The organism is Nostoc favosum CHAB5714 (assembly GCF_020829495.1).
GTDB lineage: Bacteria > Cyanobacteriota > Cyanobacteriia > Cyanobacteriales > Nostocaceae > Nostoc > Nostoc favosum.
The window spans coordinates 285,590-310,327 of sequence record NZ_JAIVFQ010000001.1 but is presented as its reverse complement, the minus strand read 5'-3'; the positions used below and the strand labels follow the sequence as shown (position 1 = coordinate 310,327).

Annotated in this window: 21 protein-coding genes and 2 pseudogenes; 8 read left to right on the top strand and 15 right to left on the bottom strand. The window is 39.8% G+C overall.

From position 1 onward, the window contains the following. Positions 1-73: 73 nt before the first annotated feature. The 3 genes from LC586_RS01425 to LC586_RS01415 all read right to left on the bottom strand — a co-directional run bounded on the left by LC586_RS01425 (position 74) and on the right by LC586_RS01415 (position 3,342). Positions 74-1,102: a D-alanine--D-alanine ligase family protein gene (locus LC586_RS01425; RefSeq protein ID WP_229482605.1), complete on the bottom strand. Its 1,029-nt coding sequence runs from the start codon at positions 1,100-1,102 to the stop codon at positions 74-76. A gap of 172 nt (positions 1,103-1,274) precedes the next feature. After that, positions 1,275-2,108: an O-methyltransferase gene (locus LC586_RS01420; RefSeq protein WP_229482604.1), complete on the bottom strand. Its 834-nt coding sequence runs from the start codon at positions 2,106-2,108 to the stop codon at positions 1,275-1,277. A 4-nt stretch (positions 2,109-2,112) separates the two neighbouring features. Then, entirely contained in the window at positions 2,113-3,342 is a 1,230-nt protein-coding gene (locus LC586_RS01415; protein WP_229482603.1) for a sedoheptulose 7-phosphate cyclase, read from the bottom strand. A gap of 1,808 nt (positions 3,343-5,150) precedes the next feature. On the opposite strand from LC586_RS01415, the gene LC586_RS01410 reads away from it, so the two are divergent. Both LC586_RS01410 and LC586_RS01405 read left to right on the top strand, forming a co-directional pair. Further along, complete coding sequence (locus LC586_RS01410; protein ID WP_229457364.1) at positions 5,151-5,642, top strand: hypothetical protein; 492 nt, start codon at positions 5,151-5,153, stop codon at positions 5,640-5,642. A 1,688-nt stretch (positions 5,643-7,330) separates the two neighbouring features. After that, positions 7,331-8,413 (top strand): response regulator, encoded by a 1,083-nt coding sequence (locus tag LC586_RS01405; protein WP_229482602.1) that lies wholly within the window; start codon positions 7,331-7,333, stop codon positions 8,411-8,413. A gap of 393 nt (positions 8,414-8,806) precedes the next feature. Here LC586_RS01405 and LC586_RS01400 read toward each other — a convergent pair whose 3' ends face one another. Continuing rightward, positions 8,807-9,775, bottom strand: coding sequence for an SGNH/GDSL hydrolase family protein (locus LC586_RS01400; RefSeq protein ID WP_229482601.1), 969 nt, complete (start codon positions 9,773-9,775; stop codon positions 8,807-8,809). Between the two features lie 446 nt (positions 9,776-10,221). On the opposite strand from LC586_RS01400, the gene LC586_RS01395 reads away from it, so the two are divergent. The 3 genes from LC586_RS01395 (at position 10,222) to LC586_RS01385 (ending at position 12,793) form a co-directional block, all read left to right on the top strand. Beyond that, complete coding sequence (locus tag LC586_RS01395) at positions 10,222-11,583, top strand: helix-hairpin-helix domain-containing protein (protein WP_229482600.1); 1,362 nt, start codon at positions 10,222-10,224, stop codon at positions 11,581-11,583. 189 nt (positions 11,584-11,772) lie between these two features. Continuing rightward, complete coding sequence (locus LC586_RS01390) at positions 11,773-12,369, top strand: hypothetical protein (protein WP_100903116.1); 597 nt, start codon at positions 11,773-11,775, stop codon at positions 12,367-12,369. A gap of 268 nt (positions 12,370-12,637) precedes the next feature. Continuing rightward, a complete protein-coding gene (locus tag LC586_RS01385) occupies positions 12,638-12,793 on the top strand; it encodes a hypothetical protein (RefSeq protein ID WP_229482599.1) in 156 nt (51 codons plus the stop codon). Between the two features lie 70 nt (positions 12,794-12,863). Here LC586_RS01385 and LC586_RS01380 read toward each other — a convergent pair whose 3' ends face one another. Then, on the bottom strand, positions 12,864-13,583 hold the full coding sequence (locus LC586_RS01380; protein WP_100903115.1) for a response regulator transcription factor: 720 nt from the start codon (positions 13,581-13,583) through the stop codon (positions 12,864-12,866). A gap of 987 nt (positions 13,584-14,570) precedes the next feature. On the opposite strand from LC586_RS01380, the pseudogene LC586_RS01375 reads away from it, so the two are divergent. After that, a pseudogene (locus LC586_RS01375) lies at positions 14,571-15,017 on the top strand (rhodanese-like domain-containing protein); the annotation flags it as partial. Between the two features lie 447 nt (positions 15,018-15,464). Here the strand turns inward: LC586_RS01375 and LC586_RS01370 are convergent. The 7 genes and pseudogenes from LC586_RS01370 to trpB all read right to left on the bottom strand — a co-directional run bounded on the left by LC586_RS01370 (position 15,465) and on the right by trpB (position 20,802). Further along, positions 15,465-16,094 (bottom strand): ribonuclease H-like domain-containing protein, encoded by a 630-nt coding sequence (locus LC586_RS01370; protein ID WP_229482598.1) that lies wholly within the window; start codon positions 16,092-16,094, stop codon positions 15,465-15,467. 89 nt (positions 16,095-16,183) lie between these two features. Beyond that, positions 16,184-16,732: a CAP domain-containing protein gene (locus LC586_RS01365; protein ID WP_229482597.1), complete on the bottom strand. Its 549-nt coding sequence runs from the start codon at positions 16,730-16,732 to the stop codon at positions 16,184-16,186. 349 nt (positions 16,733-17,081) lie between these two features. Next, positions 17,082-17,603, bottom strand: a complete 522-nt coding sequence (locus tag LC586_RS42500) for a CAP domain-containing protein (protein ID WP_229482630.1) — start codon at positions 17,601-17,603, stop codon at positions 17,082-17,084. Next, positions 17,595-18,104 (bottom strand): annotated as a pseudogene (locus LC586_RS42495) (CAP domain-containing protein); the annotation flags it as partial. The gene LC586_RS42500 and the pseudogene LC586_RS42495, both read right to left, overlap by 9 nt. A gap of 546 nt (positions 18,105-18,650) precedes the next feature. After that, the gene (locus LC586_RS01350; RefSeq protein ID WP_229482596.1) at positions 18,651-18,938 is read right to left on the bottom strand and encodes a hypothetical protein; all 288 of its coding nucleotides are present in this window, start codon (positions 18,936-18,938) and stop codon (positions 18,651-18,653) included. Between the two features lie 305 nt (positions 18,939-19,243). Further along, entirely contained in the window at positions 19,244-19,501 is a 258-nt protein-coding gene (locus LC586_RS01345) for a hypothetical protein (RefSeq protein WP_229482595.1), read from the bottom strand. Between the two features lie 65 nt (positions 19,502-19,566). Beyond that, the gene (gene trpB, locus LC586_RS01340) at positions 19,567-20,802 is read right to left on the bottom strand and encodes a tryptophan synthase subunit beta (protein WP_229482594.1); all 1,236 of its coding nucleotides are present in this window, start codon (positions 20,800-20,802) and stop codon (positions 19,567-19,569) included. Positions 20,803-21,048: 246 nt separating this feature from the next. Here trpB and LC586_RS01335 point away from each other — a divergent pair, with 246 nt between their 5' ends. Further along, on the top strand, positions 21,049-21,396 hold the full coding sequence (locus tag LC586_RS01335) for a translation initiation factor (RefSeq protein WP_229482593.1): 348 nt from the start codon (positions 21,049-21,051) through the stop codon (positions 21,394-21,396). Positions 21,397-21,537: 141 nt separating this feature from the next. Further along, complete coding sequence (locus LC586_RS01330; protein ID WP_229482592.1) at positions 21,538-21,696, top strand: YqaE/Pmp3 family membrane protein; 159 nt, start codon at positions 21,538-21,540, stop codon at positions 21,694-21,696. A gap of 179 nt (positions 21,697-21,875) precedes the next feature. Here LC586_RS01330 and LC586_RS01325 read toward each other — a convergent pair whose 3' ends face one another. The 3 genes from LC586_RS01325 to trpC all read right to left on the bottom strand — a co-directional run bounded on the left by LC586_RS01325 (position 21,876) and on the right by trpC (position 24,545). Then, positions 21,876-22,544, bottom strand: coding sequence for a carbonic anhydrase (locus tag LC586_RS01325; RefSeq protein WP_229482591.1), 669 nt, complete (start codon positions 22,542-22,544; stop codon positions 21,876-21,878). A gap of 617 nt (positions 22,545-23,161) precedes the next feature. Further along, positions 23,162-23,413 (bottom strand): DUF5340 domain-containing protein, encoded by a 252-nt coding sequence (locus tag LC586_RS01320; RefSeq protein ID WP_190914598.1) that lies wholly within the window; start codon positions 23,411-23,413, stop codon positions 23,162-23,164. Between the two features lie 241 nt (positions 23,414-23,654). After that, the gene (gene trpC, locus LC586_RS01315; protein ID WP_229482590.1) at positions 23,655-24,545 is read right to left on the bottom strand and encodes an indole-3-glycerol phosphate synthase TrpC; all 891 of its coding nucleotides are present in this window, start codon (positions 24,543-24,545) and stop codon (positions 23,655-23,657) included. Between the last annotated feature and the right edge of the window lie 193 nt (positions 24,546-24,738).

Sequence of the window (24,738 nt, the reverse complement as noted above, 5' to 3'; positions counted from 1 at the left end):
TATTACTTGTCGCTAGCGAATACCTTGTGCTATTCCAAGTCAGAAGAAAGCTAAAAAGGTGATTTGCCGGACATCAGATCGTGCCCAATGCTTCATTGATTGCCGTCATAAATAACTCATTTAAAGGAATTCCCGCTGCGTTCGCCGTACAGGCAATCACCGCGTTATGGTCAAAAATACAAAACAACCCGGCTTCTAAGAACCAAGGTTGTCCCTGTGGGTCGATCCGGAAGTCAAATAAACTATAATGGCGACAGCCCAAAGCCAAATGACACTTCTTAACTTCTTGCTGAACCTTTTGGGTGATCGGGTCATTAATATCTACAATCCAACCTGGGACATAATTTTTAGCAGTTGAAGCCAAGTCGCCCTCGATTGGTATTTTGAATTTGTCAGTATAACTGCGGATGGGTCTGATTTGGGGGTCTATCTGATACTCTTCAAGGGGTAAACCGATTAGCTTCCCATCTTTGACAATAGCGCCGCATCTGACTTCTCGACCGGCTTCAATGAATGTTTCTACGATCACCTCCGAAGCAAATTCAAATGCTTTCTTCAAGGCAGCGTCATACTCACTAGCCTCTTTGACTAAGGACACTCCTAAAGAGTTGTCGGCATTTGCGGGTTTAATGACTGCTGGAGGTGTAATTGTCGGAACGTCTCCTTGGCGGAGCAGTTCTCCATTCGGCACTTTGACCCCTGCTGCTGCGACAATTGCTTTGGTTCTGGCTTTGTGGGCTGTGATTGCCATGACATCCGGAGTATTGCCTATATAAGGGATCTTAAGCAAGTCGAATAGTGCCCGGTAGTCAGTCATTCCAGGGAGACAAAACATTTGTGGCAACATAAGGTCAATGTTTTGCGCTGTTATAAACTGTATGGCATCTGATAGAGACATCGGTTTAGCGACAGCAATATCTTCTGGACTGAGAGAGGAAGGAAATCGCCACTGGCCATCTTGTGTGATGTATGCAATCAGAAAGTCATACAGCGATGGATTTGCCGTAGCTACCAGACAGCTTTGGGCGTAATTACGTGACAACTGACAGTAAAAATCATTGTATGCAGACCCAACTAAATGAAGAATACGAAGTACTGGCATGATTCATCTTCTTAAATACTGTTGTATTTTATATAACAACTGCGATCGCAAAAAAATAGCTTGAGGGGAGATGAGGAAGCAAGCGAAAAATTATTCCTTCTTATCTTCTTCATCCTTTTGAAGTCTACAGCCAAGGCTATAGACTTCTCTGCTCATCTCCCTGATCTCTCGATTACACAACGCGTCTAATCAGGGTTATACCATCTCGGATGGGTAAGAGAACTTGCTCTACACGAGGATCGGCGGCGACAATACGGTTGAACTGAGCGATCGCTTCACCGTTGGCGGTACGTTGTTCAGGTGGCAGGTAAACTTGTCCCTGCAACAAAGTGTTATCCACACAGATTAACCCGTCGGGAGTTAGTAAGTTACTATCCAAAATAGTCTGGAAGTACTTTACATACTCTTTTTTATCCGCATCAATGAAGATTAAATCAAATGATTCTTTTCTTGCTGCGAGCTTGTGGAGTGTCTCAAGAGCAGGTGCTACTTCTACAACGATTTTACTGCCGTGGGGAGACTCTTGAAAACAAGCTTGAGCAAATTGAGCTACATAGGGATCTACTTCACAACCTATGAGTTGCCCATCACTTGGTAATGCTTCTGCCATCGCTAAAGCTGAATACCCTGTGAACATTCCTACTTCTAGAATGCGCTTTGCCTTGGTGATATGAACAAACATTTTCAATGTCTGTCCTTCAAGATGTCCTGAGAGCATCTCCTGCTCTAGTTGACGCACTGTTTCACCATCACTGAAGCGTTTGCTCCAGTCTTCAATGCTTGTTTTTTGCGCCAATGCTGTCAATGCGCTCGATTCGGGGGTGGTGTAATCATCCAAGTAGGGATCTAAACCTGCCGCTAATTGAACTCCCTGCCGCAAAGAATCCAATATCTCTACGGGAATGTTGTTCTCTTGTGCTAATTTGAGGGTTTGCTGTAGCTGGGCTACTAAGATACTGTGTGGCGTTATCGGTCTGGCTATTTCTCGTCCTACAACACTCGTCATATTTTCACACCCCCACTAGCTTGGCTTCTTGAGTTTCAATGTATGCGTCAACACCTTTTCCGCCACGAGGGTATTGAGCACAAAGACGTTTGTGTTCAGCTAGAGCAGCATCAAGTTCTTCACGAGTCAGATCGTTGGCAAAGAAGCACTCACCAATCGGACAAGGCATGGCTGCGCGTTGTTTGCCATCTCGTGTCAAGCTTATAGACTGGGTAGCATCCCAGAGCAAATCTCCATCTAGTAGAGGATGATCGAGTGATAAACCTATACGACTCATCAAGTCTAGGATGCGATCGCGCTCTTGAGTTGGAATATAGCCCCGTTGTGCTGCAATGGTTGCAGACAAAGCCATATCTATATTGACCGCATGACCATGATATAGGGGTATCTGAGGTGCTAATTCTAGGGTAGGACTCCAAGTATGACCGTAGGCAATGACGCGATCGAGGTCTATTTCATGCAAGTTAGGAGTCTCTAACTCCAACATGGTTTTGATTGCCTCGTAGTTGACTTTATGGGCAATCTCTTTAATTTCCGGTGTAGCATTCACATGGCCAAAGTGAGTGGAAAGCAGTTCTTCGCCATATTCGTATAGCAGTTCAAAGACTTCAGAGTTAGAAACTACAGCAATTTTCACCAACTCTGCCATCCCATTACGAACTTGAGCCGTTGGCAAGGTTTTCAAAAATGAGAAATCCAGGATCACTTTCAAAGGTGCATGATATGCTCCCAAGCGATTTTTTAACTTGCGATGATTAACTGCTACCTTAATCGCTACACCTGCATCAATCAAACCAATCAACGTGGTAGGAATGCGGATATAGTTGCTCTTGCGACGGTAAGAAGCGCAAGCAAACCCAGCCACATCAGTAACTAGACCACCACCGACAACTAAGACTGGTTCTTTACGAACTAAGCCAAAATCCGAAAAAGCGTCAACAATTTTTTCAAACGTTGCCAGGGTTTTAGCTGGCTCTGTAATGATGATCGGAAATACCGTCAGTTCAATGTCATAGTGTCTAAAATATGACCTGATCTGATCGCCATAAAGTTCATGAACATTGGCATCAATTACAGTCAGACAGCGACCAAATTTCGCATAGCTATCTGCTATTTCTCTGTTTTCAATATCAAATGCACCGTTCACATAGACAAGACTAAAATCGATTTTTTCGTAACCTTGCACGTGAAACGCAGCTTCTGTAGCTTCAAAGGATGCTTGAACTTTATTCATGTGTGTTGACCTTATTCCAATTAAAAAATTGTGAGATTTCGGTAATAATTCCGATTTACCCTAATGTATGCCAGCAGTAAATAATGCTCTTTATCGTTTTAGATTAAAGAGATCATTAAATGAGCTTTTAAGAAAAAAGCTTACTTATATTTCTGACTGGCAATGTTATTAAACAACACCATTCATTTGGAGTAAATTCTGTAGGTAGGCTAGTCTCTAATTTAAGATAGCCTCTAAAGTAGTCAACTAGTCCCACTAGCAAGATTTCGCCATAATACTTGCATTCTTTCTTTCGGGATTATTGACTTTACTGAGAGGGAAATTTATCTTAATTGACATTTATTCCACTATGTTTGTTTAATTTTTAGTGGCTTTCCAACTGTACGATTCCGCAACAATTCTAGCCTAGGAAACTTATCGTATCGTTGATCCCCAAGCTTAAATTTGAGATTAGAACCCTGATTAATCGTTAGTTCGCTGTTTTTTAGCATTAGTATCAAACCTTATATCGCTAAACTCGCTATATTCTATTTGCTTCAGAATAACAGTGGACTTTTAGGAAGTTTATTTGAATTTTTATTAACTCCACTATGTTTGTCTCTAGCAACTTTCCAATCATTAGACTTTGCAAAATTACTATCCTAGTAAACTATTCATATTGTCTATCTCCAGGCTGACATTTGAGATTACAGGCATGATTAATCCTCAGCTAGCTGTTTTTTAGCATTAGTCTCAAACCATAAAATGGTTAAAAACGAATATGACTCACTACACTCTATTCAGAATGGCAGTAAAATTCTTTTTTCATTCAATCAAGTTACTGCTCAGTATTCAACATACCTACCTCGGTAACTCCTAAAAATTCAGAATTTAAAAATATCTGAGTTACTAGTAACAAAACTTTAACTTTATTTAAGGAACGGTTGTGTGTTAAAAACTTCTAAGTTTGCTTGAATTGCCTTTAAAGTTCTCAATTAAGCTATTTTAGCTTAATTTAGCAAATAATTTACCAGATGATAAATTAAAATTAAAACACAAATCATAACATTAGAATAATAGAAATCATAACATATGTAAATGGATTTAAGTCAATCCACCATGCGAAGTGTACTGGATAACAATACATTTTTAAAAAAGTATGTCTAAAGATAGATATTTTATACAGAAGATGGAATTAACTTATTTGAACGTGATATTATACAAAATTGCCAAAATTAATCTTGTTTAAAATCAAAATCTCTACTAGACTGGCTCTTGAGCAAATAATACGATCAAAGACAACTTGGTATTACTCATGTCTGCGTATAAAACAGACAATGTTCAGTAAACCACAAACTTTTGAAAACCAGCATGAGAAGGCAGGAGGCAGCTATGCTGGAGGCTCAGTTGGTAAACCCCATAAATAAATTTAGGGGTTTCAAACAATTCAGTTTACATATATTGAAATTTTCTCATCGGCTTACTGAAGCCACAGTGGATGCTTCAGAAGGCAGAAGGCTGTAACAAATAAAGGATTTTGGCAATCTGTCTCTGTATCAATTTAAACTTCAACCTATGATTCATCATTCCAGTTGCCGCTATCCCGCGATCGCTTAGTTACTTTCGATATAAAAAATTGACTATTTGCAACAGGCAAAATCTATTTAAATTATTTTTTTAAATATCTTAATATTTCTCAACTAAGTTTAAAAAATCTTGCGATTGAGTTCAGAATATAAGAGCGATCGCTTTGTAAAGGTTAGTTGATATTTCTTGTCAAACTGCTGGGGAAGTTACAAACTAAGAAATACAACACACGCAATTATTTTATGACTGCTATTTCTAACTTTGAATTCAAGCGACCAATTTGGCAAACCGGCATCATATTGACTTTGGGCTTTTGGCTCAGTGCTAGTCTAGTTTTAGACTGGGTAATTATGCCTAGCCTTTATCTTTCTGGCATGATGAGCCAAGCTGGTTTTACGACAGCAGGCTATACGATTTTTTGGAACTTCAATCGGATGGAATTATTATCTGCTGCTGTAGTTCTGACTGGGGCACTAGCTTTGAGCAAAACCCGATATCACTGGAGTATTGGCAGTATTGTTTTATCTGTGCTGCTGCTAACTATAGCTGTGCTTGACACCTATTTCTTAACTCCACAGATGTGCGCCATAGGAGTTCAACTCAACCTATTTGAAGCTGCTGCTGCTATTCCATCGACAATGAATATACTGCATGGCAGTTATTGGGTACTGGAAATAGTTAAGCTGGTGGCAGGTGGCACACTTTTAAGCTGGTGCTGGCGGGAGCAATTTTAAGTAGATGGAGAATTCTAACAGTGAGAATATCGACTTCTAAATCTCACGCCACAGACGCAAAGCAATTCTTTGCGTCTTTTTGCTAAATATAACTTATGGATGAATGTGATTGCGGACAATTTTCTATTTATATTTGGGACTTTTAAAACTTGAGATTTTCAGGTAAATTGCTACCATAAAATAATTCACTCATTTAGGGATTTCCAAGAAATAAATTATCCAAATAAACGTAGACGCAAAGCGGTGAAGCAGCGCGGTCTTCTCCCAAGGGGAGACGCTTTAGCGCATGGGGGTTTCCCCCATGAGCGACTGCACCAAGCCGGAGGGCTTGCCGCAGGCTACCACTCCAGATGCAGAGAACACAAAAAGAGAAGAAATAGAGAGAATTTTTGCGTCAGTTTTGGGATATTTTTTTATTTGGAAGTCCCTTATATAGCTTTTCTTAATCACATAAGATATATCTTAGCCCCCTCTCGAAGAGCGGGGAGGGGGTTGGGGGTGGGGTTCAGTACCCACTCAACCGAGAACCGCTAAAAACATACAAAATTATCTTCAACTGTACATTCTCAGCCTTCCCGGACATCCGATCAAATAAATACTGAAAAATAATATTAATTAGTTTTCATGTTTACTTTACCGATTTATCATGAAGTTTGTATATTTCTGCTAACTTTTTTTGAAAATTATAGTAATCTGAATTTTAGTGGTTACTTACTTGTTATCTACCATCTAGCTGAAAAGAGCTATTTTGCAGGTATGTACTATCAATCAAGAATTTCGTTGCAAGTTCTTGAATTTGTCACTTCAAATTGTGCCGGGTGACTATTTAGCCCCACACAACATTAGAAACCGTTTCCAGTAATTATGAAGAGATTCCCCTCTGCTGATTTGGTTGCCTGTTGCATCTCACCACACACCATCATGGCGGCAATTACCAGCTAACTCATCCTTGGTCGGAGGTTTACCATTCTTGTTGTGCAAGTGATAATTTTACCCAATCCTAACACTAAGAGTTGCTCTACAATCACAAACCTAAGTAAGCCATTAAACTTTTTTAATGCTTAGTTTCTAATAATACTTTTTCTATTGAAGAAGTTACCCTCAAGAATAAACTTCTAGCAAAAGTGCCCGACGACTTTCGTCACGACTGCAAAAACATAGTTCGTCAGGGCGGATTTAATGCTCAAAAGCCTTGAGAGAGAACCATTTTCCTCTACATTACAGTAGATTTTGGTCGCTTTCGACTTTAGCATCAGGGGCAAAACAACATTTGGCACAAGAACTAAATTATCTACAATTTTAGGGTGCTAAATACGGATAACAATGATGCTTTTGTGACTGATGGGCGAGAGCCAATGGTCTGTGCGTTGCACTTGAGTTACTGTTAGATTGGCTAGATTAGCGAAAGATACAGAAAACCAATCTAATTTTTGAAATACTATATCCTGGCAACCAGTCGGGCCATTTTGCCATTGGGCAATAATATGGATTGGTTTAGTTGTTATTCGTGCTTTATAGCTTAACAGAGATTGGTGAATTAAGAGTTGGGGGGTGTGGAATCTCTGTACTAACTCAAATGTGACCGCTATATTTATCTGATAGTGCTTCCAACAAAGTCGCAGTGAATTCCGAAAAGGTAATTCACTAATTTTACCTGCAAATGTTAATTTGATTTCAGAGCCATCCCAATGAAGACACTTCCGATTAGTAGATACAGATTTTTCCAAAAGCTCCAGCCTTTATCTTTGTTGAAAAAAATCACTGGTAAGTCGGTTACTGGTTGTTTGCAGGTATTTAGCACATCAGGCTCTTGGTCAATATATGTGGATGAGGGTAAATTAATTTATGCCTGCTACTCGGAGAAAATGTTTGAGCCGCTTTACAGAAATTTGCAACGCTTGAGTCAGCAAATTTCTACTCTCCCTAGCGAAATTCACGAACAGTTACGGGCGATATTTGAAACTTGTATTGAAAATCAGGCAATACCGAACCCAGATTATCTTGCTATTTGCTGGTTAGTCAATCAGAAATATATCAGTCCCTCTCAAGCAGCGATACTGATAGAGCAATTGGCGCTAGAAGTTCTGGAGTCATTTCTGAATTTAGACGAAGGGAGTTATGAATTTATTCCTGAAAGCTTTCTGGATGACATGCCAAAGTTTTGTCATCTGAATCTCCGCTTACTAGTTGAACGATGTCAAACACCCCGAAGGGAAGCGGCTTATCGTCAGACATCGCCAACTTCTCAATCAAACCCTTCAGAATTGTTCAAAATAAATGAGTTAAAACCTAAAAGCAAAAGTACACCAAACTCGTCTACAACAAACGGCTATAAGCCACCAACCTACTTTATTAATACCAATGAACATAGGGGTCAGCGAATCACCAAACCACCTGCTGACAAAAAAATCTACACAATCTTTTGTATTGATGACAGTCCTACGGTATTGAATACTATTAAAAGTTATTTAGATGAGCAAATATTTTCTGTGGTGGGAGTCACCGATTCTTTAAAGGCTTTAATGCAGATTGTTCATACCAAACCCGACATTATTTTGTTAGATATTTCAATGCCTAATTTGGATGGATATGAACTCTGCTCTTTACTGCGTAAACACTCAAATTTTAAAAATACACCTGTGATTATGGTGTCAGAAAAATTAGGATTTCTAGATAGAGCTAAAGCTAAGATAGTAAGAGCATCAGGTTATTTAACTAAGCCTTTTACACAAGGGGATTTACTAAAAGTAATATTTCAACATATTGTTTAATTTCCTAATGAAAAAAATAACTCCACAAAAGCTAAAATATTTTTTGGATATTTAAGGTTGAGTATTACCTGAATGGCTACTATTTTAGCTAGAAAATATTGTCTGAGCAAATTGAAATTAGTTGGTTTTTCTCTCACAGATAGGGATTACAATCTTATTAAGACGACCAATGCGAAAGAAGCTCTAAAAATAATCTTATAATAAAAAGCAAATGCGATTGTTACTAATGTAGTAATGCCGGGGATAAGTGGATTTAATTGTGTCGCCTCATCAAAAAAAATCCGATTCACCGCTTATGGGCAAAAAAGCAAGGTGCTGATGCCTATGGTTCTAGTCCTTGAAATTGAGCGATAAATCGCTCACTACAAACCTTTTTTGGGATAGAATTGACGACTAGCTCTGAGGAAGTGGTACATCCTTCAGTATTTCCAAAAGCGATCGCTCCATAACTTCACTGACAAATTTATTACCTTGTAAGTTGAGGTGAATGTGGTCGTGATACAAAGCTTGCGGGTTGGCAGTTGAATTGAATATCGGTAAAAAGTCTATATAGTTAATTTGTTGTGCTTTAGTAAAATCGTTCAAGCGCTGGCGTGCTTTAATTTCATAATCGCGGGGGCCTGGTTCACCAATTTCTCGCAGTAAGGGAGTCATGACTAGTAAAAATTGGCTGTTGCTTTGGCGAGTCAGGGCTTGAATTTTGCCGATCGCCTCCAAATTAATCCCCACGCGATCGCCTGGTTCATTTTGCACTGCTCTCATTTCGGGAATTGGCTGTTGCTTGACGATATAACGTTGCCACACTTCCACCAATGCTAAGGGAGGTTTACTATCGGGATAGTTGCGATCGCGTCCTACCGATAAAGAAGTGGGAGCAGTAGCAAACAAATCATCGGTATTAATTAATAACACTACTGCTTGCGCGTTGAAATTGCTAAACTTCTGTAAATAAGCTAACTCGTTCCTTGGCCCCCAAGAGTTAGCTGAAGCATTTAGCACTTCTACTTCCTGATAATTACTATTAGTAGATGATGCCAGATAACGCATCATCATCGCGGATATTGTATTAGTCTGATCTGTCCACCAGCCACCATTAGCAATAGAATCGCCTAACAGTAAAACTCGCAGCCCAGAAGGTGCAGGTGTCTTTTTGAGCGGATTACCTCGCATAGAATACTCATTAATTTCAATGCGATTACCAAAACGACGGGTATGCTGGTTAGGAGCCAATAAATAACCAATCTGCTCATCGCCAATGTAAATCAGGGGATTACCAAAGCCAAAAAGCGATCGCAGTCCGATCTCGACTACCACAAACAATCCCACAACCACTACCAAAAATAAGATCAACGCGACTTTCACCTACCTACACCCTCTTATACTGAGTTGCTTTTCAACGATAGTAACTGACGCATTGGGCATTGGATAGAGGCACAGAGGCGGGATATACAAGGCAATACGGTTCCGATCAGCCGGGAAAGCAGGGGAAGCTCTTGAGGAAAGAGGGTTATTGTTCAGTAATTCTTTTCTCCCCAGCTAAGAGATCCCCTGCTTTTTCCCCGCTCACCAGGCATCTGACTAAGCGGATTAATATGTATTGGAACGGTTTAATAAGCTTTAAAACAGCAATTGTATAGCTGTTAACTGTCTATCTAATGGTTTACCAAAAGTTTGATATATTTTGGCTATTTTTGTGTAAGAGTATAGCAGTGTTTTATAATGATATAATTTTTTGTTATAGTATTACAACAATTACAATTGTCATCATTTTATAAATTTGGCAACAATTTTTTCGGGGGTAGGGTAGGATGATTAAAATAGTCACACGCAAATATTTAGGCAAACAAAATGTGTATGACATAGGGGTTGAGTATGACCATAATTTTGCAATCAAAAATGGGTTAATAGCTTCTAATTGTTTCAATAAATCCCATTCGACTGCCTATGGTTATGTAACTTATCAAACAGCATATTTAAAAGCTAATTATCCATTAGAATATATGGCGGCGCTGTTAACGGCTAACAGTGGCGATACCGATAAGGTACAGAGATATATTACTAACTGTACAAACATGGGTATTTCCATAGATCCGCCGGATATTAATCGCTCTGGTGTTGATTTTACGCCGACATTGGGAAAGATTTTGTTTGGATTTTCGGCGGTGCGTAACGTGGGACAAAATGCGATCGCTTGTATTTTGGAGGCGAGAAATGAGACAGGATTTAAATCCCTCGCTGATTTTTGCGATCGCGTGGATTTACGTGCTGTTAACCGCCGGACTCTAGAATCGCTGATTTACTGTGGAGCCTTTGACAAAATTGAACCCAATCGTCAACAGTTAATTAACGACTTAGAATTAGTGTATGATTGGGCACAATCTCGCGCTAAAGACAGAGCTAGTGGTCAAGGAAATCTTTTAGATTTATTGGGCGACGGATTTTCTTCTACTCCCAATAAAAGAGCAAATAATGCCTTTGAAACTGCTCCCAAATCTAAACCTGTGATGGATTTACCCCCGCAGAAAAAGTTGCAGATGGAGAAAGAATTATTAGGCTTTTATGTATCAGATCATCCCCTGAAATCCTTACGGCAAATAGCACCACTTTTGACTCCAATTAACCTTTCGCAGCTGGGAGAGCAAAGGGAAGAAATAAGGCTTTGTGCAGTTGTCATGTTAAATAACGTCAAAAAAGTGGTTACTAAAAAAGGCGAACAAATGGCAATTTTGCAAATAGAAGACCTTACTACACAATCAGAAGCTGTAGTCTTTCCCAAAACCTATGAACGCATTAGTTCCCTACTCCAAGTTGATACTAGATTGATTATTTGGGGAAAAGTAGATCGACGTGACGAGCAAACTCAATTTATTCTTGAAGATGCAGAACCAGTGGAAACAGTACAAATGGTAATGGTGGAGTTAAATCCCCAGCAAGCAGGTAATATCGATGAACTACATCGCTTGAAAATAATTTTGCAAGAACAGTCAGGAGACAAAGAAAAGGCAAAAATGCCAGTGATCGGAATTATACAAACTGAAAATTCTCGGAAACTTGTTCGCTTAGGTTGGCAATTTTGCGTACAAGATTCTAGAATAACCGTTCAAGCTTTACAAAATGCCAGTTTTACTGCTCATATCAAATCGCTGACTGGTAGTTTAAGCCAGAAGTGAAAAGTCCACCAACACTGAAAATTAGCTTAAAAATTAGTTTTACTGAACTGTCAACAGTAAATTAGCTTAAATATCCAGGATTATAATCGTTTTTTTCGTGACTTATGCGGATGAGGATTTCATTGAGGGAATGGTATATTTTTATGCTAAGACCCTGAAGGCAGCGACCGGGGAAGGAGTTAGAACTTGATGATCGTGAACGAGCTACATAAATTTGTTTCATACTGTAAAATTATTCAACCCCAAACTCAGGAGGACATTAAAAAATTTTTTGAAGGAGTTATCTTGTTTCCTTATGATAAGGAACTTCTATTGCAAGCTTATTTATTTCTGAATATTAAAGACTTGTTTCCCTCGTGCGCTGAATTACTGTTATTTGAAAAATCTCCAATTTCAGATTATACAGATTTAGGAAAGTGTGATTTTGTCTACCAGACCTTTAAGGGGAGCCTGTTTTTAATTGAAACTAAGTTTATTGATACAGAAGCAACAGGAGCTACAGAAAGGAAAAGAAGAAATAAACACAGAAACAAGGTATTTGAGCAAGTTATTACTTTGAAAGGTCGGTTTAGTGAATATTGGAATATGAGGCTAGATCAATTAGAATGTGGGGTTTTCACAACAGATGCAGAAGTTGCTTGGCGAGGAAATGGTGTGAACGTCGTATCTAAATCAATATCTATAGAGCATCTGGAAAAATGGCGAAGAAGCTATCATAGTAGTGAAAAATTTTTATCTCATCAAGATGGGTCAAAGCTTGAGGGGAAGGTTAATTTGAAAGGTTAAGCCAAGACCCAAGTATACTTTTTACGGTGATTTGCCCCCCCGTAACCTTGTACAATTTGCAAAGCGATACCTGCGGTTTTTGCTAGCCTACGCAAGTCCAAGTCCAAAAGCGCCTATTTGGCGAGATCGAATACTATCTACACACCCATCGCCAAGGGAGAAACGGCGCAATGGTTTACCTTACATTGGGTGAGCCATCGGTTAAATCCGCTAGATTCACTCTAGTGATTTTTGGTGGATTCATAAATTTCAGGGTAAGGGAAAATCTTTGCACGTACTCAAGTGGCAAGGCAAAATCACCTATTTTGAATCGGTATTTGCACTTTTGGTTTTGGCACTAGATAAAGCTTTTCTCCAAATCAGTTTGGATCAACTTCCCAAATTAGCGCAAGTTATACGGTTAATCCTCAGTAAAACTACTTGAATCAGCAATAATACTAATGCTGACTCATCTGAGTCATTCTTTTTATGAAGTACTCCTGAAATCAGAAAGCTCAGGAATTAGTATTTTCGTCGGGCGCTTCAAATTTGTAACCATAGCCTCGCACAGTTTTAATAAACTCTGGTACGCTGGCATCGACTTCCATCTTCTTGCGAAGCTGACCAATATGCACATCAACCACTCGCCCATCTCCAACGTAGTCGCAACCCCAAATTTTTTGGATTAGCTGTGGGCGACTCCAAGCCTGATTAGGATGACTTGCCAAAAAATGTAAGATATTAAATTCCAGTGCTGTTAAAGCAAGAGGTTTATCGTTAAGTGTTACCTCCCGGCCCTCTGGGTTAATTGCTAACTGCTTAAAAATGATCCGTTGTGTTGGGGAGGGATTGATGTAGCGTATCCGTCTCAAAAGAGCTTCGACTCTAACTTCAACTTCTGCAAGACTAAACGGTTTGGTCATGAAATCATCAGCACCTGCGCTTAAGATTTTAATTTTATCAGCCTCGTCAGTCCTACTAGTCAGTATCAGCACTAAAACATTAGTACGGCTCTGCATTTCTTGGCAGAGGCTATAACCATTCAGATCCGGCAAATTCCAATCTAGAATCACTAAAGCTGGGTTGAATTGCTCAAACAATGATAAGGCAGTCTTACCATCTGCTGCGGACTCTATTTGATATTTCCGACTTAAAAAACGATAGACGAGATTTCGGACGCCGAAGTCGTCATCGACGATCAGTATTTTGGGAGTAGTAGCGGGAACCATAACCATAATGCTGCCTATTGTAGATTGGGCGATTTGCTCTTGCGCCAGTTTTGCTTTACGTGTTTCTGTTAATAGTGTATTCACATGCGTCTCTGCTGAGTACGATCGCTACTGTAGTACTTGTTTACAATTAATCTTCCATGAAGTTTATCAAAACTTTAGCCATTGTAATGCTAATAAATTGTATAAGTATTGTATGAAGTTTGTATAATTTTGCATTTCTGTTGTATAATTTTAATTAATACTTAAAGTTAGTATAATTGAAGACCATTTCTATAACCACAAATAGTCTAGAGAGACATCAGACGCCACCGCATTTGCTACAACTTTGCAAAAGCAACGCACTTTCTAATTAACTAGTACAGTGGGCACGGAAATAAACATACCATTTCAAATGGCGCAAGAAGCTCGGAATACAATTATGCGTGAATGCGTGACTTCCGCCTTGCGCTACTTGGTATCCACAATCACAAACCAAGCCATAAGTTAATCTATATTCTAAACTCTACTTACCCAAGTGTATTTTAACTAACAGGTATCTGCTCCTGAAAAAGGTCTATGAAAATTTCCCTGGGGCGCATTTACATGTAGCTATACTCTTAAGCATATACTATATTACAAGTTTCACCCTGAGACATTGCCTGAGGCAAAATACCAAAATTGGATTAAATAAGGCGTTTTTGTTAGCGATCGCAGATATTGAAAATATACGTAATTCCTGTATTAATAGCTGAATATTTTAATCTTATTCACAATCTGTTTTAATAATTAAATATCACAAACAGAACTTAAAATATATTTAATACAATTAATATAAAAACAACTTTTAATAGTATAATGTGACTGAATTTGCAATGCATTAAATGGTAGAAAATATTTTAATTAGGTACTCTATCTCAGGAGAGATTTTAAGTAAATTCAGCCCATAGAAAGAGTAATTCAATATATTTAGTCCGTTAAATTGCTATCAATATCGTCAACTCAGGGATACTTATGGTTAACAATTTAGTCGGCGGCATAATTCCCCCACAGCCACCAGTAGAAGCACAATCTGATGTTCATACATTGAAATCTCGCCTAGAATGGGGCGAACCAGCTTTTACAATACTGGATGTGCGCGATCGCAACACCTACAACGAAGGTCACATTATGGGAGCAATGCCAATGCCAATAGATGAATTGGTACAGCGTGCAGTAGCTTCTTTAAATAAAAGCCGTGATATTTACGTTTACGGTGCTAATGAAGAAGAATCTGCCCAAGCCGCGCAACAACTGCGTTCTAATGGATTTGAGCATGTCTCCCAACTTAAAGGTGGTCTTGCTGCATGGAAGGCTATCGGTGGCCCAACAGAAGGCATTGTTGAATCAACAACTCCCCCAGGTGCAGATGAGTACAATGTTGTAGATCGGCTAAAAGCTCATCAAGAAAATCAGCCAAAGGGAGGCCCTAGCGCGACGGAAACCATTAAAAAGGGAGCCAGTAAGCTCAAAGAAGGTATTCAAGAGGGAGCCAGTAACCTTAAGGAAGGCATTCAAGAGGGAGCTAGTAATCTCAAGGAAGGCATTCAAGAGGGAGCCAGTAATGTCAAGGAAGGCATTAGTGAATCTAAAGGCACTGATGATTCCAATGTTGGATCGTAAGCGAAAAATAACTTAGAAAATTAGCAATAGACCTCTTGCATAAATTAATCATAAGAACCCCACTCTACCTTTGGCTTACATTAAAGTCTCATCTCTTTGCTTGCGGGGACAGGTTAGGGGTGTTAGGGAATTTTTCAAGAGGTCTAATCTTGATTTCTTATGAGCAGAGAAGTCAAAAGATAGAATATTTCATCTTGTAATGCTTGTCTCCAGAGCAAAAACTTTTGCAAGAGGTTTATTGTTGGCTCAATGTTCAAACAAATCTTTAAACTGCAACAAATCCAAGGAAACTATTGTTGGCAGAAATTCAAAACATTCTTGAGCAATTTCCCAACGTTCTTCTCGTTTGAGCATTTCTGTTAGCTTGTGCTGCACACTAAGTAAATAGCGCACATCATTGGCAGCATAACTCAGTTGAGCTTCAGACAAACTAGCGGCGTTACCCCAATCAGAACTTTGAGAGCTTTTATCCAGTTCTACTTGTTCTAACTCTTGCACTACATCTTTAAGTCCGTGGCGATTTGTGTAAGTACGAGCTAATTTACTAGCAATTTTGGTACAAAAAACAGGTCTAACCTGAATCCCCAGATTAGCTCGCAAAGTGGCAAGGTCAAAACGAGCAAAGTGAAACACTTTTACGACATTCGCCGTTTCCAAGAGTTTTTTTAAGTTTGGCGCATCAGCTTGTCCTTTGGCTATGCGGATTGCAGTCACTTTCCCGAATTCGTTGCACAACTGGACAAGACACAACCTATCGCGCTGTGGCAATAATCCCATCGTTTCTGTATCAACTGCGATCGCTGTAGATTCTAAATACTCTACTAGGGCTGCGTCGCTAAGATCGCGATCGCTCACCTGAAAATCTTGTAATGTCATGAATTGTTCAAAAATAATAGTAGTGTCCAGCAGATAAAAGTCTTGTCAGACACTACATTATTATTGTGCAAAACAATCATAAATTAAATCTACCTAGTGCGAAAGAAAAGCTGTGTAAGGTAGACTTCGCCTTGATTATTAGTAGCAACGCCAATTCCAGTGAGGTTGTAATTACCTTTAAGGTTCTTTAGATGTCCGGGACTCTTGATCCAACCAGTAACAGCTTCGTCCACAGGGTTACTATATCCCCGATTGAAAGCAACATTTTCCGCCGCACTGCTGTAGCGAATAGGGATAGCATTGACTCGCCGTTCAAATCCCTGATGGCTAAATGGGGTTTTACCTTTAGCCATATTTTGACTATGAATTCTTGCCTGTCGAGTAATATTTGCATTTAGGGCCAATTTTGGCAGTCCCTTAGAAGCCCGATACCGATTAATTTCCTCAAAAACGGATTTTTCTAGCTCCGTAGTTTTAAAAGTAGGAGTCGAGATTGCAACCTGACTAGAAAAAAGCGACAACAGCTTATTACGGGTGGATGTATTCGTAGAAGGATTATTTGGTATCGGAACAGTCGTTAACCCACTAGCAAGGACAAGCGCACTTAAAGCGATGCCAAAAGCAGTTTGTCGGAACATGGAGAATTGCGTAATTATGTAGAGATATAAGACTTATACTCTACCCTATTGTTCCGACGATATATACGACGATACTATTAAGGATTGATGAATTTTGGCAATCTGGCTACATCCTTGTATAGGAAGTACAAAAAATCATTTGCAATTTTCAATACTTCAATAGGTCAGCTTCGTAAAATCACGGTTATTTTTGCTGATAATTTAGAATTTTCATGAATTACTAAAAAAATAATGTAGTATTCAATAGACAAATGTCATTGAAACTACATTATTCAATATGTAGCAAAAGCTTTGCTAGCAGGCTGAAGGCTGGGGAATTTCAGAAAAAACCTAAATTTTACCAAATCTATCAGCGAAAGAAAAGTTGTGTGAAGTAGATTTCGCCTCTACTGTTGCTAACGACACCAATCCCCGTCTTATCATAATTACCTTTGATATTAGCAAGATGCCCTGGACTTTTGAGCCAGCCTTGAACAGCTGTCGTCACAGGATCGCTATATCCATAGTTGTAAGCGACATTTTCACCAGCCGAACTGTAAGGAATACCGACTGCTTTAACACGTTGTGAAAATCCCGTATGTCCAAAGGGAACTTTACCTTTAGCCATATCCTGACTGTGAATCCTGGCTTGATTATCAATGGCAGAATTACGAGTCAGCTTTTTTAATCCTTGGGAAACTCTGTAGTCATTAATTTGTTTGAAAACCGCCTTTTCTAAAGCAGCAGTGTCAACGCTAGATGCTGCAAGTTTAACAGTACTATTTGATACATTTGAAGATGTCGGTGTAAAAGTTGAATTTGTTACAGGAGTTGTTAGAGGAGTTGTTACAGGAGTTGTTACAGGAGTAAAGAAAAGTTGTGTGAAGTAGATTTCGCCTCTACTGTTGTTGCTAACGACACCAATCCCAGTCTTTTCAAAATTACCTTTGATATTAGCAAGATGCCCTGGACTTTTGAGCCAGCCTTGAACAGCTGTCGTCACAGGGTCACTATATCCATAGTTGGAAGCGACATTTTCACTAGCTGAACTGTAAGGAATACCGACTGCTTTAACACGTTCTGAAAATCCCGTATGTCCAAAGGGAACTTTACCTTTAGCCATATCCTGACTGTGAATCCTGGCTTGATTATCAATGGCAGAATTACGAGTCAGCTTTTTTAATCCTTGGGAAACTCTGTAGTCATTAATTTGTTTGAAAACCGCCTCTTCTAAAGCAGCAGTATCAACGCTAGATGCTGCAAGTTTAACAGTACTATTTGATACATTTGAAGATGTTGGCGTAAAAGTTGAATTTGTTACAGGAGTAGCGATCGCTCCACTACTGAGAATAATAGTGCCCAAAGCAACGCTGTAGATTGTTGTTTTAATCATTTGCCGAAACTAACTGAAACTCTAGCTCCAGAAAGCTTAACCAAGCTAGTATCAATCTGACAACTTGATTATAGGTCTATATACCTCTGTTTATGGCGTTTTTTGTTCAAAAACTACCAGTAAACTTTAAAATGCATAAGATTACGAAAAATATTGCTGTTTATAAAAAATTTTCCTCTACCATTAGTATGATTATTTCTATCTAAACCACTTTCCAAACTTCATTTTGTAATACACGAAGATTTCCATTATCTGGCTGATAGTGGTTAGAAAACAATCACAAATTTATACTAGCTCTACGTATTAATATTTAAGTACAATAATTTTATGAATTATTATTGAATGTCAACATATTACATAACTCAGTATTAATCATGTATTGTATAAGTAATATGGGATACAAGTGTCATAAATTCATCTACTAAAACCTCTTGCGTGGAATTCGTAATACTCACCTCGGCCAGAAGAAAGCTACCTAATCCGTAATTACTATACCGCAAGGGTTTCATTGATTTGGGATGGGTAGTTTACTTCCGCCGTGCTGTACTAGCTTTTCTTGAGGGTTTCTAACTCTTCCTGCACCACGCGCAACACCCGTGCAATATATTCCGCACGCCACTGTTCCCGCTCGTTAATTACCTTGCCATGCGGCTCGTAAGCTTCAATCTCTGTAGCTGATAAAATACTTTTAACCTCTAGCAACCGTTCAATGGTGTCTAGCCGCTCATGCAGCACGGACACCTCACCAGTCAAAGCCATAACGATCGCTAACAATTTATCAATTTGCGGATTATCTAAGTAAACAGGTCGTTTACCCTTAGCGATTTTTGCCATCCTAATACCAATTCTCCCCAAATAAGACTACACACACAAAAGAAGGACTTACGCAAGAAACTTCTCAAACTCTTATTTCTCCGTGCCCTCTGCGTTCTCTGTGGTAGCCTGCGGCAAGCCGCTTTGCGTCTACGATTTTCCGTTACCTGTGCGTAAGTCCTATACGTATACAAAAAAAGGAGACCCAGAGAAAATCTGACTTCCCCAATTACGTAGCTTGCTTCTCGCCAGAGGCGAGTATTACGAATTACGAATGCTTACTTAGTTGCAGCAACCGGGAAACTCTGGTAGAAGATAGTTTTGAACTATAGATAGCCCCATATCATCGTTAAGCGGCCCCAACCAACCCAGACCATAAACGTAAGCGCCGCGATCGTAAGTTGCACCAGCCGAATTTCATAACGATTCTGGGGAGGACGCTGATGTTCTTGTTCAAACTTCGGCTTGGCTAGTTTTTGATAAAGTACTTTATTACCAGGAGAGATAGTCCGGAAAATGTGCATTCTCAAACTTTTCACAAAATTTTGGCGTGCCAACTCGTTGTGAGTGGGTTGCGGTAGCATAGAGTGTTGGAATTATTGATCCATTATTGCTATTGCTTGCTTTTATCTCAAAATTTTAAGTATATTTACGCATCATTTAAGAACTTGGCTACTGTTTGTACATCCTTATCACCACGTCCAGAGCAGTTAATTACAATCCGGGGACTGTCGGTTAGTTGGGGACACAGGGTTTCGAGGTAGGCGATCGCATGGGCTGTTTCCAATGCCGGAATAATCCCCTCCAATTTCGACAATCGCTGAAATGCCGCTAAAGCTTCTGCATCTGTCACACTATAGTATTCAGCGCGACCAGTATCTTTCAAATAGCTATGTTCTGGCCCCACACCGGGATAATCTAAACCTGCACTAATTGAGTGTGCCTCAATGATTTGCCCATCCTCATCTTGCAGAAGATAGCTCATTGCTCCGTGCAATACACCAACTCGTCCTTTTGTCAAGGTTGCTGCATGTTTTTCAGTATTTACACCTTCTCCTGCTGCCTCAATCCCAATAAAGCGTATAGAAGGCTCATTCATAAACTCATAGAATAGTCCCATCGCATTGGAACCACCACCCACGCAAGCCAAAAGAATATCAGGCAATACACCCCACTTTTGGATTGCTTGGGCGCGAGTTTCTTGGCCGATTACTGCATGGAAATCACGTACCATCATCGGGTAAGGATGGGGCCCTGCTACCGAACCGAGGATGTAGTGAGTTGTTTCCACATTTGTCACCCAATCGCGGATTGCTTCAGAAGTGGCATCCTTCAGGGTTCCAGTTCCCGCTTCCACCGGACGCACTTCTGCCCCCATCAACCGCATTCTGAACACATTCAAAGCTTGGCGTTCCATGTCATGAACGCCCATGTAAATTACGCATTCCAGCCCAAAACGAGCGCAAACTGTGGCTGTGGCAACTCCGTGTTGTCCAGCACCCGTTTCGGCAATAATTCGCTGTTTACCCATGCGTTTCGCCAGTAATACCTGACCAAGGGCATTGTTAATTTTATGAGCGCCAGTATGATTTAAATCCTCGCGTTTTAAGTAAATTTGTGGCCCCGTGCGATCGGGTCGGGCATAATGAGCAGTCAGGCGTTCAGCGAAATATAATGGTGTGGCACGTCCTACATAGTCCCGTAACAACTGCTGTAGTTCTGCTTGAAAACCAGGGTCATTGCGGTATTGCTGGTAAGCTGTTTCTAGTTCAGTAAGAGCAGGCATCAGCGTTTCAGGTACATACTTACCGCCGAAGCGTCCAAAGCGACCTAGCGTATCTGGAACCTGAGCAGTTGAATTTGGAGATAAGGGAGTGGTAGTCACGGGCTGTTTCAAATGACGGGAATGACTTAATTATTATAGAAAATCTGGGGCATCTCTAGGTTATATCTGGAGACTGGAAGTTAAATTCTTCCTCGATACCCAATGCCCAATGCCCAATCCCCCATGCCCAACTAGTTTGAATCCCTCGCAATGGATTTGTGATGTTAGCCTAGAAATTGATATCCCAGCAGAATGGTTGCGTAGAAGTTTCCACTGCCTTTGAAATTTTTCTTAAATATTCATTTTATGTCTTCTTCAAATCCTAAATCTTCTGACAAAAGCTTTGTCTACCGCGAATTTGGCAACGACAACTTTGCCGCCACAGAAAGGCCAATTCCAGAACTTCCTGTACAACAACAAAATCTCAAAGTACAAGCTTCCCGCAAAGGACGCAAAGGCAAAACCGTTACAGTGATTAGCGGTTTTCAAGCCAAACCAGAAACCTTAGCTGATTTGGTGAAGCAGTTGAAAACCCAGTGCGGCACAGGTGGGACAGTTAAAGATAACGAAATTGAAATTCAGGGCGAACACAAGCAAAAAATTGTCGAGATTTTGAGCAAACTAGGTTACAAAGCTAAAATTAGCGGTGGCTAATCTTGAGTGCGGTTTACCGCATCTCAACCGTGATCCAGATTAAGAGAGGGAATGTTATCTTTGAAAGGTACAAATATGCTTGAGCAGTGGGAAATCACTTTGCCAACAAGCTGTTTTTTGTGAGATGAATAGGAGGTTTAAATGGATTTACTTCGGATTTTGTGTGCCATTTTCGTGCCGCCTCTGGGAGTTTTTTTGCAAGTAGGTTTTGGTATAGACTTTTGGATTAATATAGTTTTGACACTTTTTGGTTACATTCCTGGGATTATTCACGCAGTATGGATAATTGCTAAGAAATAATTCTTTGCAGAGGTAGGTTTGAGGCTCTGCATACAGTGATAAATTGAGTCAGAGCCTCAATGAATACATTTCTATGCAGAGTATGAAAACGATAAAAATAAATTACCTGCAAGGTGACTACCTTGGGTAAAGCTCTGGAATCTAAAGATGTGGGCTTTCGTGTGTCAAGAAATACTGGATTAGCTCTCATTTTTTAACATAGCATACAGTCTAAACTCTAGAAGCAAGGGGCAAATGTGCAATTGCCATTCCACAGTTGAGACCTTCAAATCTTTGATTAACCCAGTGCTTATATCTAGCACCCAGCCATGAACCATAGGCGCTTTTCGCTCATAGAGTACCTGACGCATGATGGAAGTTTGGTAAAGATTTTTTACTTGCGCTACAACGTTTATTTCTGCCAAACGATTCAAACGTTCTTCTCTTGTTGGCAAAGCATCAATTTCTTCTTGTTTTTGTAAATACAGTTCCCGAATCGGATTTACCCAGTTATCAAGAATTCCGATAGTTCTCCCCTCTAAAGCCGCTTTAATTCCTCCGCAATCGTAGTGACCACAAACTATAATGTGTTCCACTTGAAGATGTAAAACTGCGTATTCTAAAACAGCTAAAAAGTTTATATCCGTTAGAGAAATTTGATTAGCAATATTACGATGTACAAATAACTCTCCTGGTTCTGTACGAGTAAAGCTTGTTAATGCCAGACGACTATCAGAACACCCAATGTATAGAAAAGGTGGTGTTTGTCCGCTTGATAAGTCTTGAAAGTAAGTTGGGTCTATTGCTAGTTTCTCGGCAACCCAAGCCTGATTATTTCTGAAGAGTTCATCAATACTGTTATATTTCATCTTTCGTCAAATTCGAGAGAGAATCTCATAAATATTTTAGCTGATCTACAGTTTTCTATAAATCAATATGAACTTTTCCCTATCTAAAATTTTTATAAAGATGACATTTTTTCTACGGCATTAATAAAATTATTGTATAAATTGTAAGCAATTGAGTTAAATGTTAGAGACAAAATAACTATAGCAGTTCTCATTTGCATGAGGTACATTTTTAAACCTCACCCCCAACCCCTCTCCGATGCTTTGGAGAGGGGAGTGTTTGCACCCATCAAATACGGGGTGAGGTTCAGACTGTATTGCAGCCAAGTGAGAACTGCTATATGTATAACTTTAGAAAAATAGCTAAATAAAGTAAAATTTTTATCAAATATAATTTAAGCGTTCAGACTGACTACCGATTTAAAATCCTCATCTAGCATTTATAGATACTTTTGCAAAGCAGAGATTCTGTAAGCAGAATCATTTTAAATCACACCCCAAACTGTGCATTTTAGTCAAGCAAGTGCGGCGGAAGTTTTGAATACTGATTCGTTCAATACACAGAAACATTTTCTAATGGTGGTAAGTTAACTTAACAAAGATGCCAAATCTGAGGTTGAGATATTAAGTTATCAGCTTCAATCGGGGGCAACAACTTTGTTATCCTGATGATGGTTGATTGACCAACGGTGATCAACAGTCATAGAGGAAAACTCGCAAATTTCTTCTAGGCGTTTTTGCTGCACGGCAGCTTTACGCAGAGTAATAATTAGTTGATTTACTTGATGCCGTAAATCTGGATTATCATTTACAGCTAACATGGTTTGTCTTTCTAAAAGTTGAAGTATAAGTTCGTAGTGAATAGGAGAAGGTAAAGGAATTTGCTCCATGAAGTTAACTTTTGATTTCATATTTGAGATTTTGTATTAGTCAGAGTTTGTCTTTTGTCAATGAATTGTTACATAAGAAATAACTAGTTGCTTATGGCTTTGATTTGATTAGCAATGAAGATTTGGCAATATGATACTTGATAGCAATGTGCTGCGTGTCCACGCATAGTATACCCAATTTACCAACTATTGTATGCAGTTAGTTGCCCTGCGCTTCAGGGGCGTAGGGGAGGTGTTTATTTCAAAAATTCCTCGGTAATATATGGGCGATCGCAGCGCCGGGATCTGGTTGTTTTACCAAAGATTCTCCAATGAGTACGGCGGATGCACCTGCTGTCAGCACCAAACTCAGATCATCTGGGTTGTGTAGTCCTGACTCGCTGACAACAAGGATGTTTTTCTCCTGCAATTGGCTACCCCTTGCAGCTAAAAGTTGGCAAGTAGTTTGCAGGTTAACAGAAAAATCTTCCAAATTGCGATTATTGATTCCTACTAAGGAGACTCCATCTAAGGCTAACACACGGTCAAGTTCTGCCAAACTATGGACTTCAACCAAGGTTGCCATTTTCAGGTTGTTAGCAATTTTAAGGAAGTATTTCAAATCTTGATCGCTCAGGATAGCCGCAATCAACAAAATAGCATCTGCACCCTGAACCCGCGCCAAGTATATCTGGTAAGCATAAACGATAAACTCTTTGCACAGTAAGGGCAAATCTACGGCAGCCCGAACCTTGGCTAAGTTCTCAAAACTACCTTGAAAGAACTTGACATCCGTCAGCACCGAAAGACAACTAGCGCCACCTTGCTGATAAGACAGGGCGATCGCTACTGGGTCAAAATCTTCTCGTAAAACACCTTTGCTTGGTGAAGCTTTTTTAACTTCGGCAATCAATGCTGGCTTTGTCTTTCCTTGGCGCAAGGCGGCGACAAAATCACGGGTTGGTGGCGCAGTCAGTACCTGTTTCAGCAATTGTTGCAAAGGAACTTTTTCCCGCATTTGGTCATATTCTACTTCTTTCTGCCAGACAATTTCCTCCAAAATATTGTTTGGTGCTGCATCAGGTACGACAGCCTGATAACGCAATATCGATACATCAATAGCTGGGTTAGGTGAACGGCGACGGATTTGCATAATTAGTACTGAGTTAGGAGTTAGGAGTTAGGAGTTAGGAGTTAGGAGTTGGGAGTTAGGAGTTGGGAGTTGGGAGTTGGGAGTTGGGAGTTGGGAGTTGGGAGTTGGGAGTTGGGAGTTGGGAGTTGGGAGTTGGGAGTTGGGAGTTGGGAGTTGGGAGTTGGGAGTTGGGAGTTGGGAGTTGGGAGTTGGG

What these genes read in the sequence shown, in the direction of transcription:
- LC586_RS01425 (WP_229482605.1), bottom strand. Translation starts at nt 1,102, where the DNA reads ATGCCAGTACTTCGTATTCTTCATTTAGTTGGGTCTGCATACAATGAT.
- LC586_RS01420 (WP_229482604.1), bottom strand. Translation starts at nt 2,108, where the DNA reads ATGACGAGTGTTGTAGGACGAGAAATAGCCAGACCGATAACGCCACAC.
- LC586_RS01415 (WP_229482603.1), bottom strand. Translation starts at nt 3,342, where the DNA reads ATGAATAAAGTTCAAGCATCCTTTGAAGCTACAGAAGCTGCGTTTCAC.
- LC586_RS01410 (WP_229457364.1), top strand. Translation starts at nt 5,151, where the DNA reads ATGACTGCTATTTCTAACTTTGAATTCAAGCGACCAATTTGGCAAACC.
- LC586_RS01405 (WP_229482602.1), top strand. Translation starts at nt 7,331, where the DNA reads ATGAAGACACTTCCGATTAGTAGATACAGATTTTTCCAAAAGCTCCAG.
- LC586_RS01395 (WP_229482600.1), top strand. Translation starts at nt 10,222, where the DNA reads ATGATTAAAATAGTCACACGCAAATATTTAGGCAAACAAAATGTGTAT.
- LC586_RS01390 (WP_100903116.1), top strand. Translation starts at nt 11,773, where the DNA reads ATGATCGTGAACGAGCTACATAAATTTGTTTCATACTGTAAAATTATT.
- LC586_RS01380 (WP_100903115.1), bottom strand. Translation starts at nt 13,583, where the DNA reads ATGGTTATGGTTCCCGCTACTACTCCCAAAATACTGATCGTCGATGAC.
- LC586_RS01370 (WP_229482598.1), bottom strand. Translation starts at nt 16,094, where the DNA reads ATGACATTACAAGATTTTCAGGTGAGCGATCGCGATCTTAGCGACGCA.
- LC586_RS01365 (WP_229482597.1), bottom strand. Translation starts at nt 16,732, where the DNA reads ATGTTCCGACAAACTGCTTTTGGCATCGCTTTAAGTGCGCTTGTCCTT.
- LC586_RS01350 (WP_229482596.1), bottom strand. Translation starts at nt 18,938, where the DNA reads ATGGCAAAAATCGCTAAGGGTAAACGACCTGTTTACTTAGATAATCCG.
- LC586_RS01345 (WP_229482595.1), bottom strand. Translation starts at nt 19,501, where the DNA reads ATGCTACCGCAACCCACTCACAACGAGTTGGCACGCCAAAATTTTGTG.
- LC586_RS01335 (WP_229482593.1), top strand. Translation starts at nt 21,049, where the DNA reads ATGTCTTCTTCAAATCCTAAATCTTCTGACAAAAGCTTTGTCTACCGC.
- LC586_RS01330 (WP_229482592.1), top strand. Translation starts at nt 21,538, where the DNA reads ATGGATTTACTTCGGATTTTGTGTGCCATTTTCGTGCCGCCTCTGGGA.
- LC586_RS01325 (WP_229482591.1), bottom strand. Translation starts at nt 22,544, where the DNA reads ATGAAATATAACAGTATTGATGAACTCTTCAGAAATAATCAGGCTTGG.
- LC586_RS01320 (WP_190914598.1), bottom strand. Translation starts at nt 23,413, where the DNA reads ATGGAGCAAATTCCTTTACCTTCTCCTATTCACTACGAACTTATACTT.
- trpC (WP_229482590.1), bottom strand. Translation starts at nt 24,545, where the DNA reads ATGCAAATCCGTCGCCGTTCACCTAACCCAGCTATTGATGTATCGATA.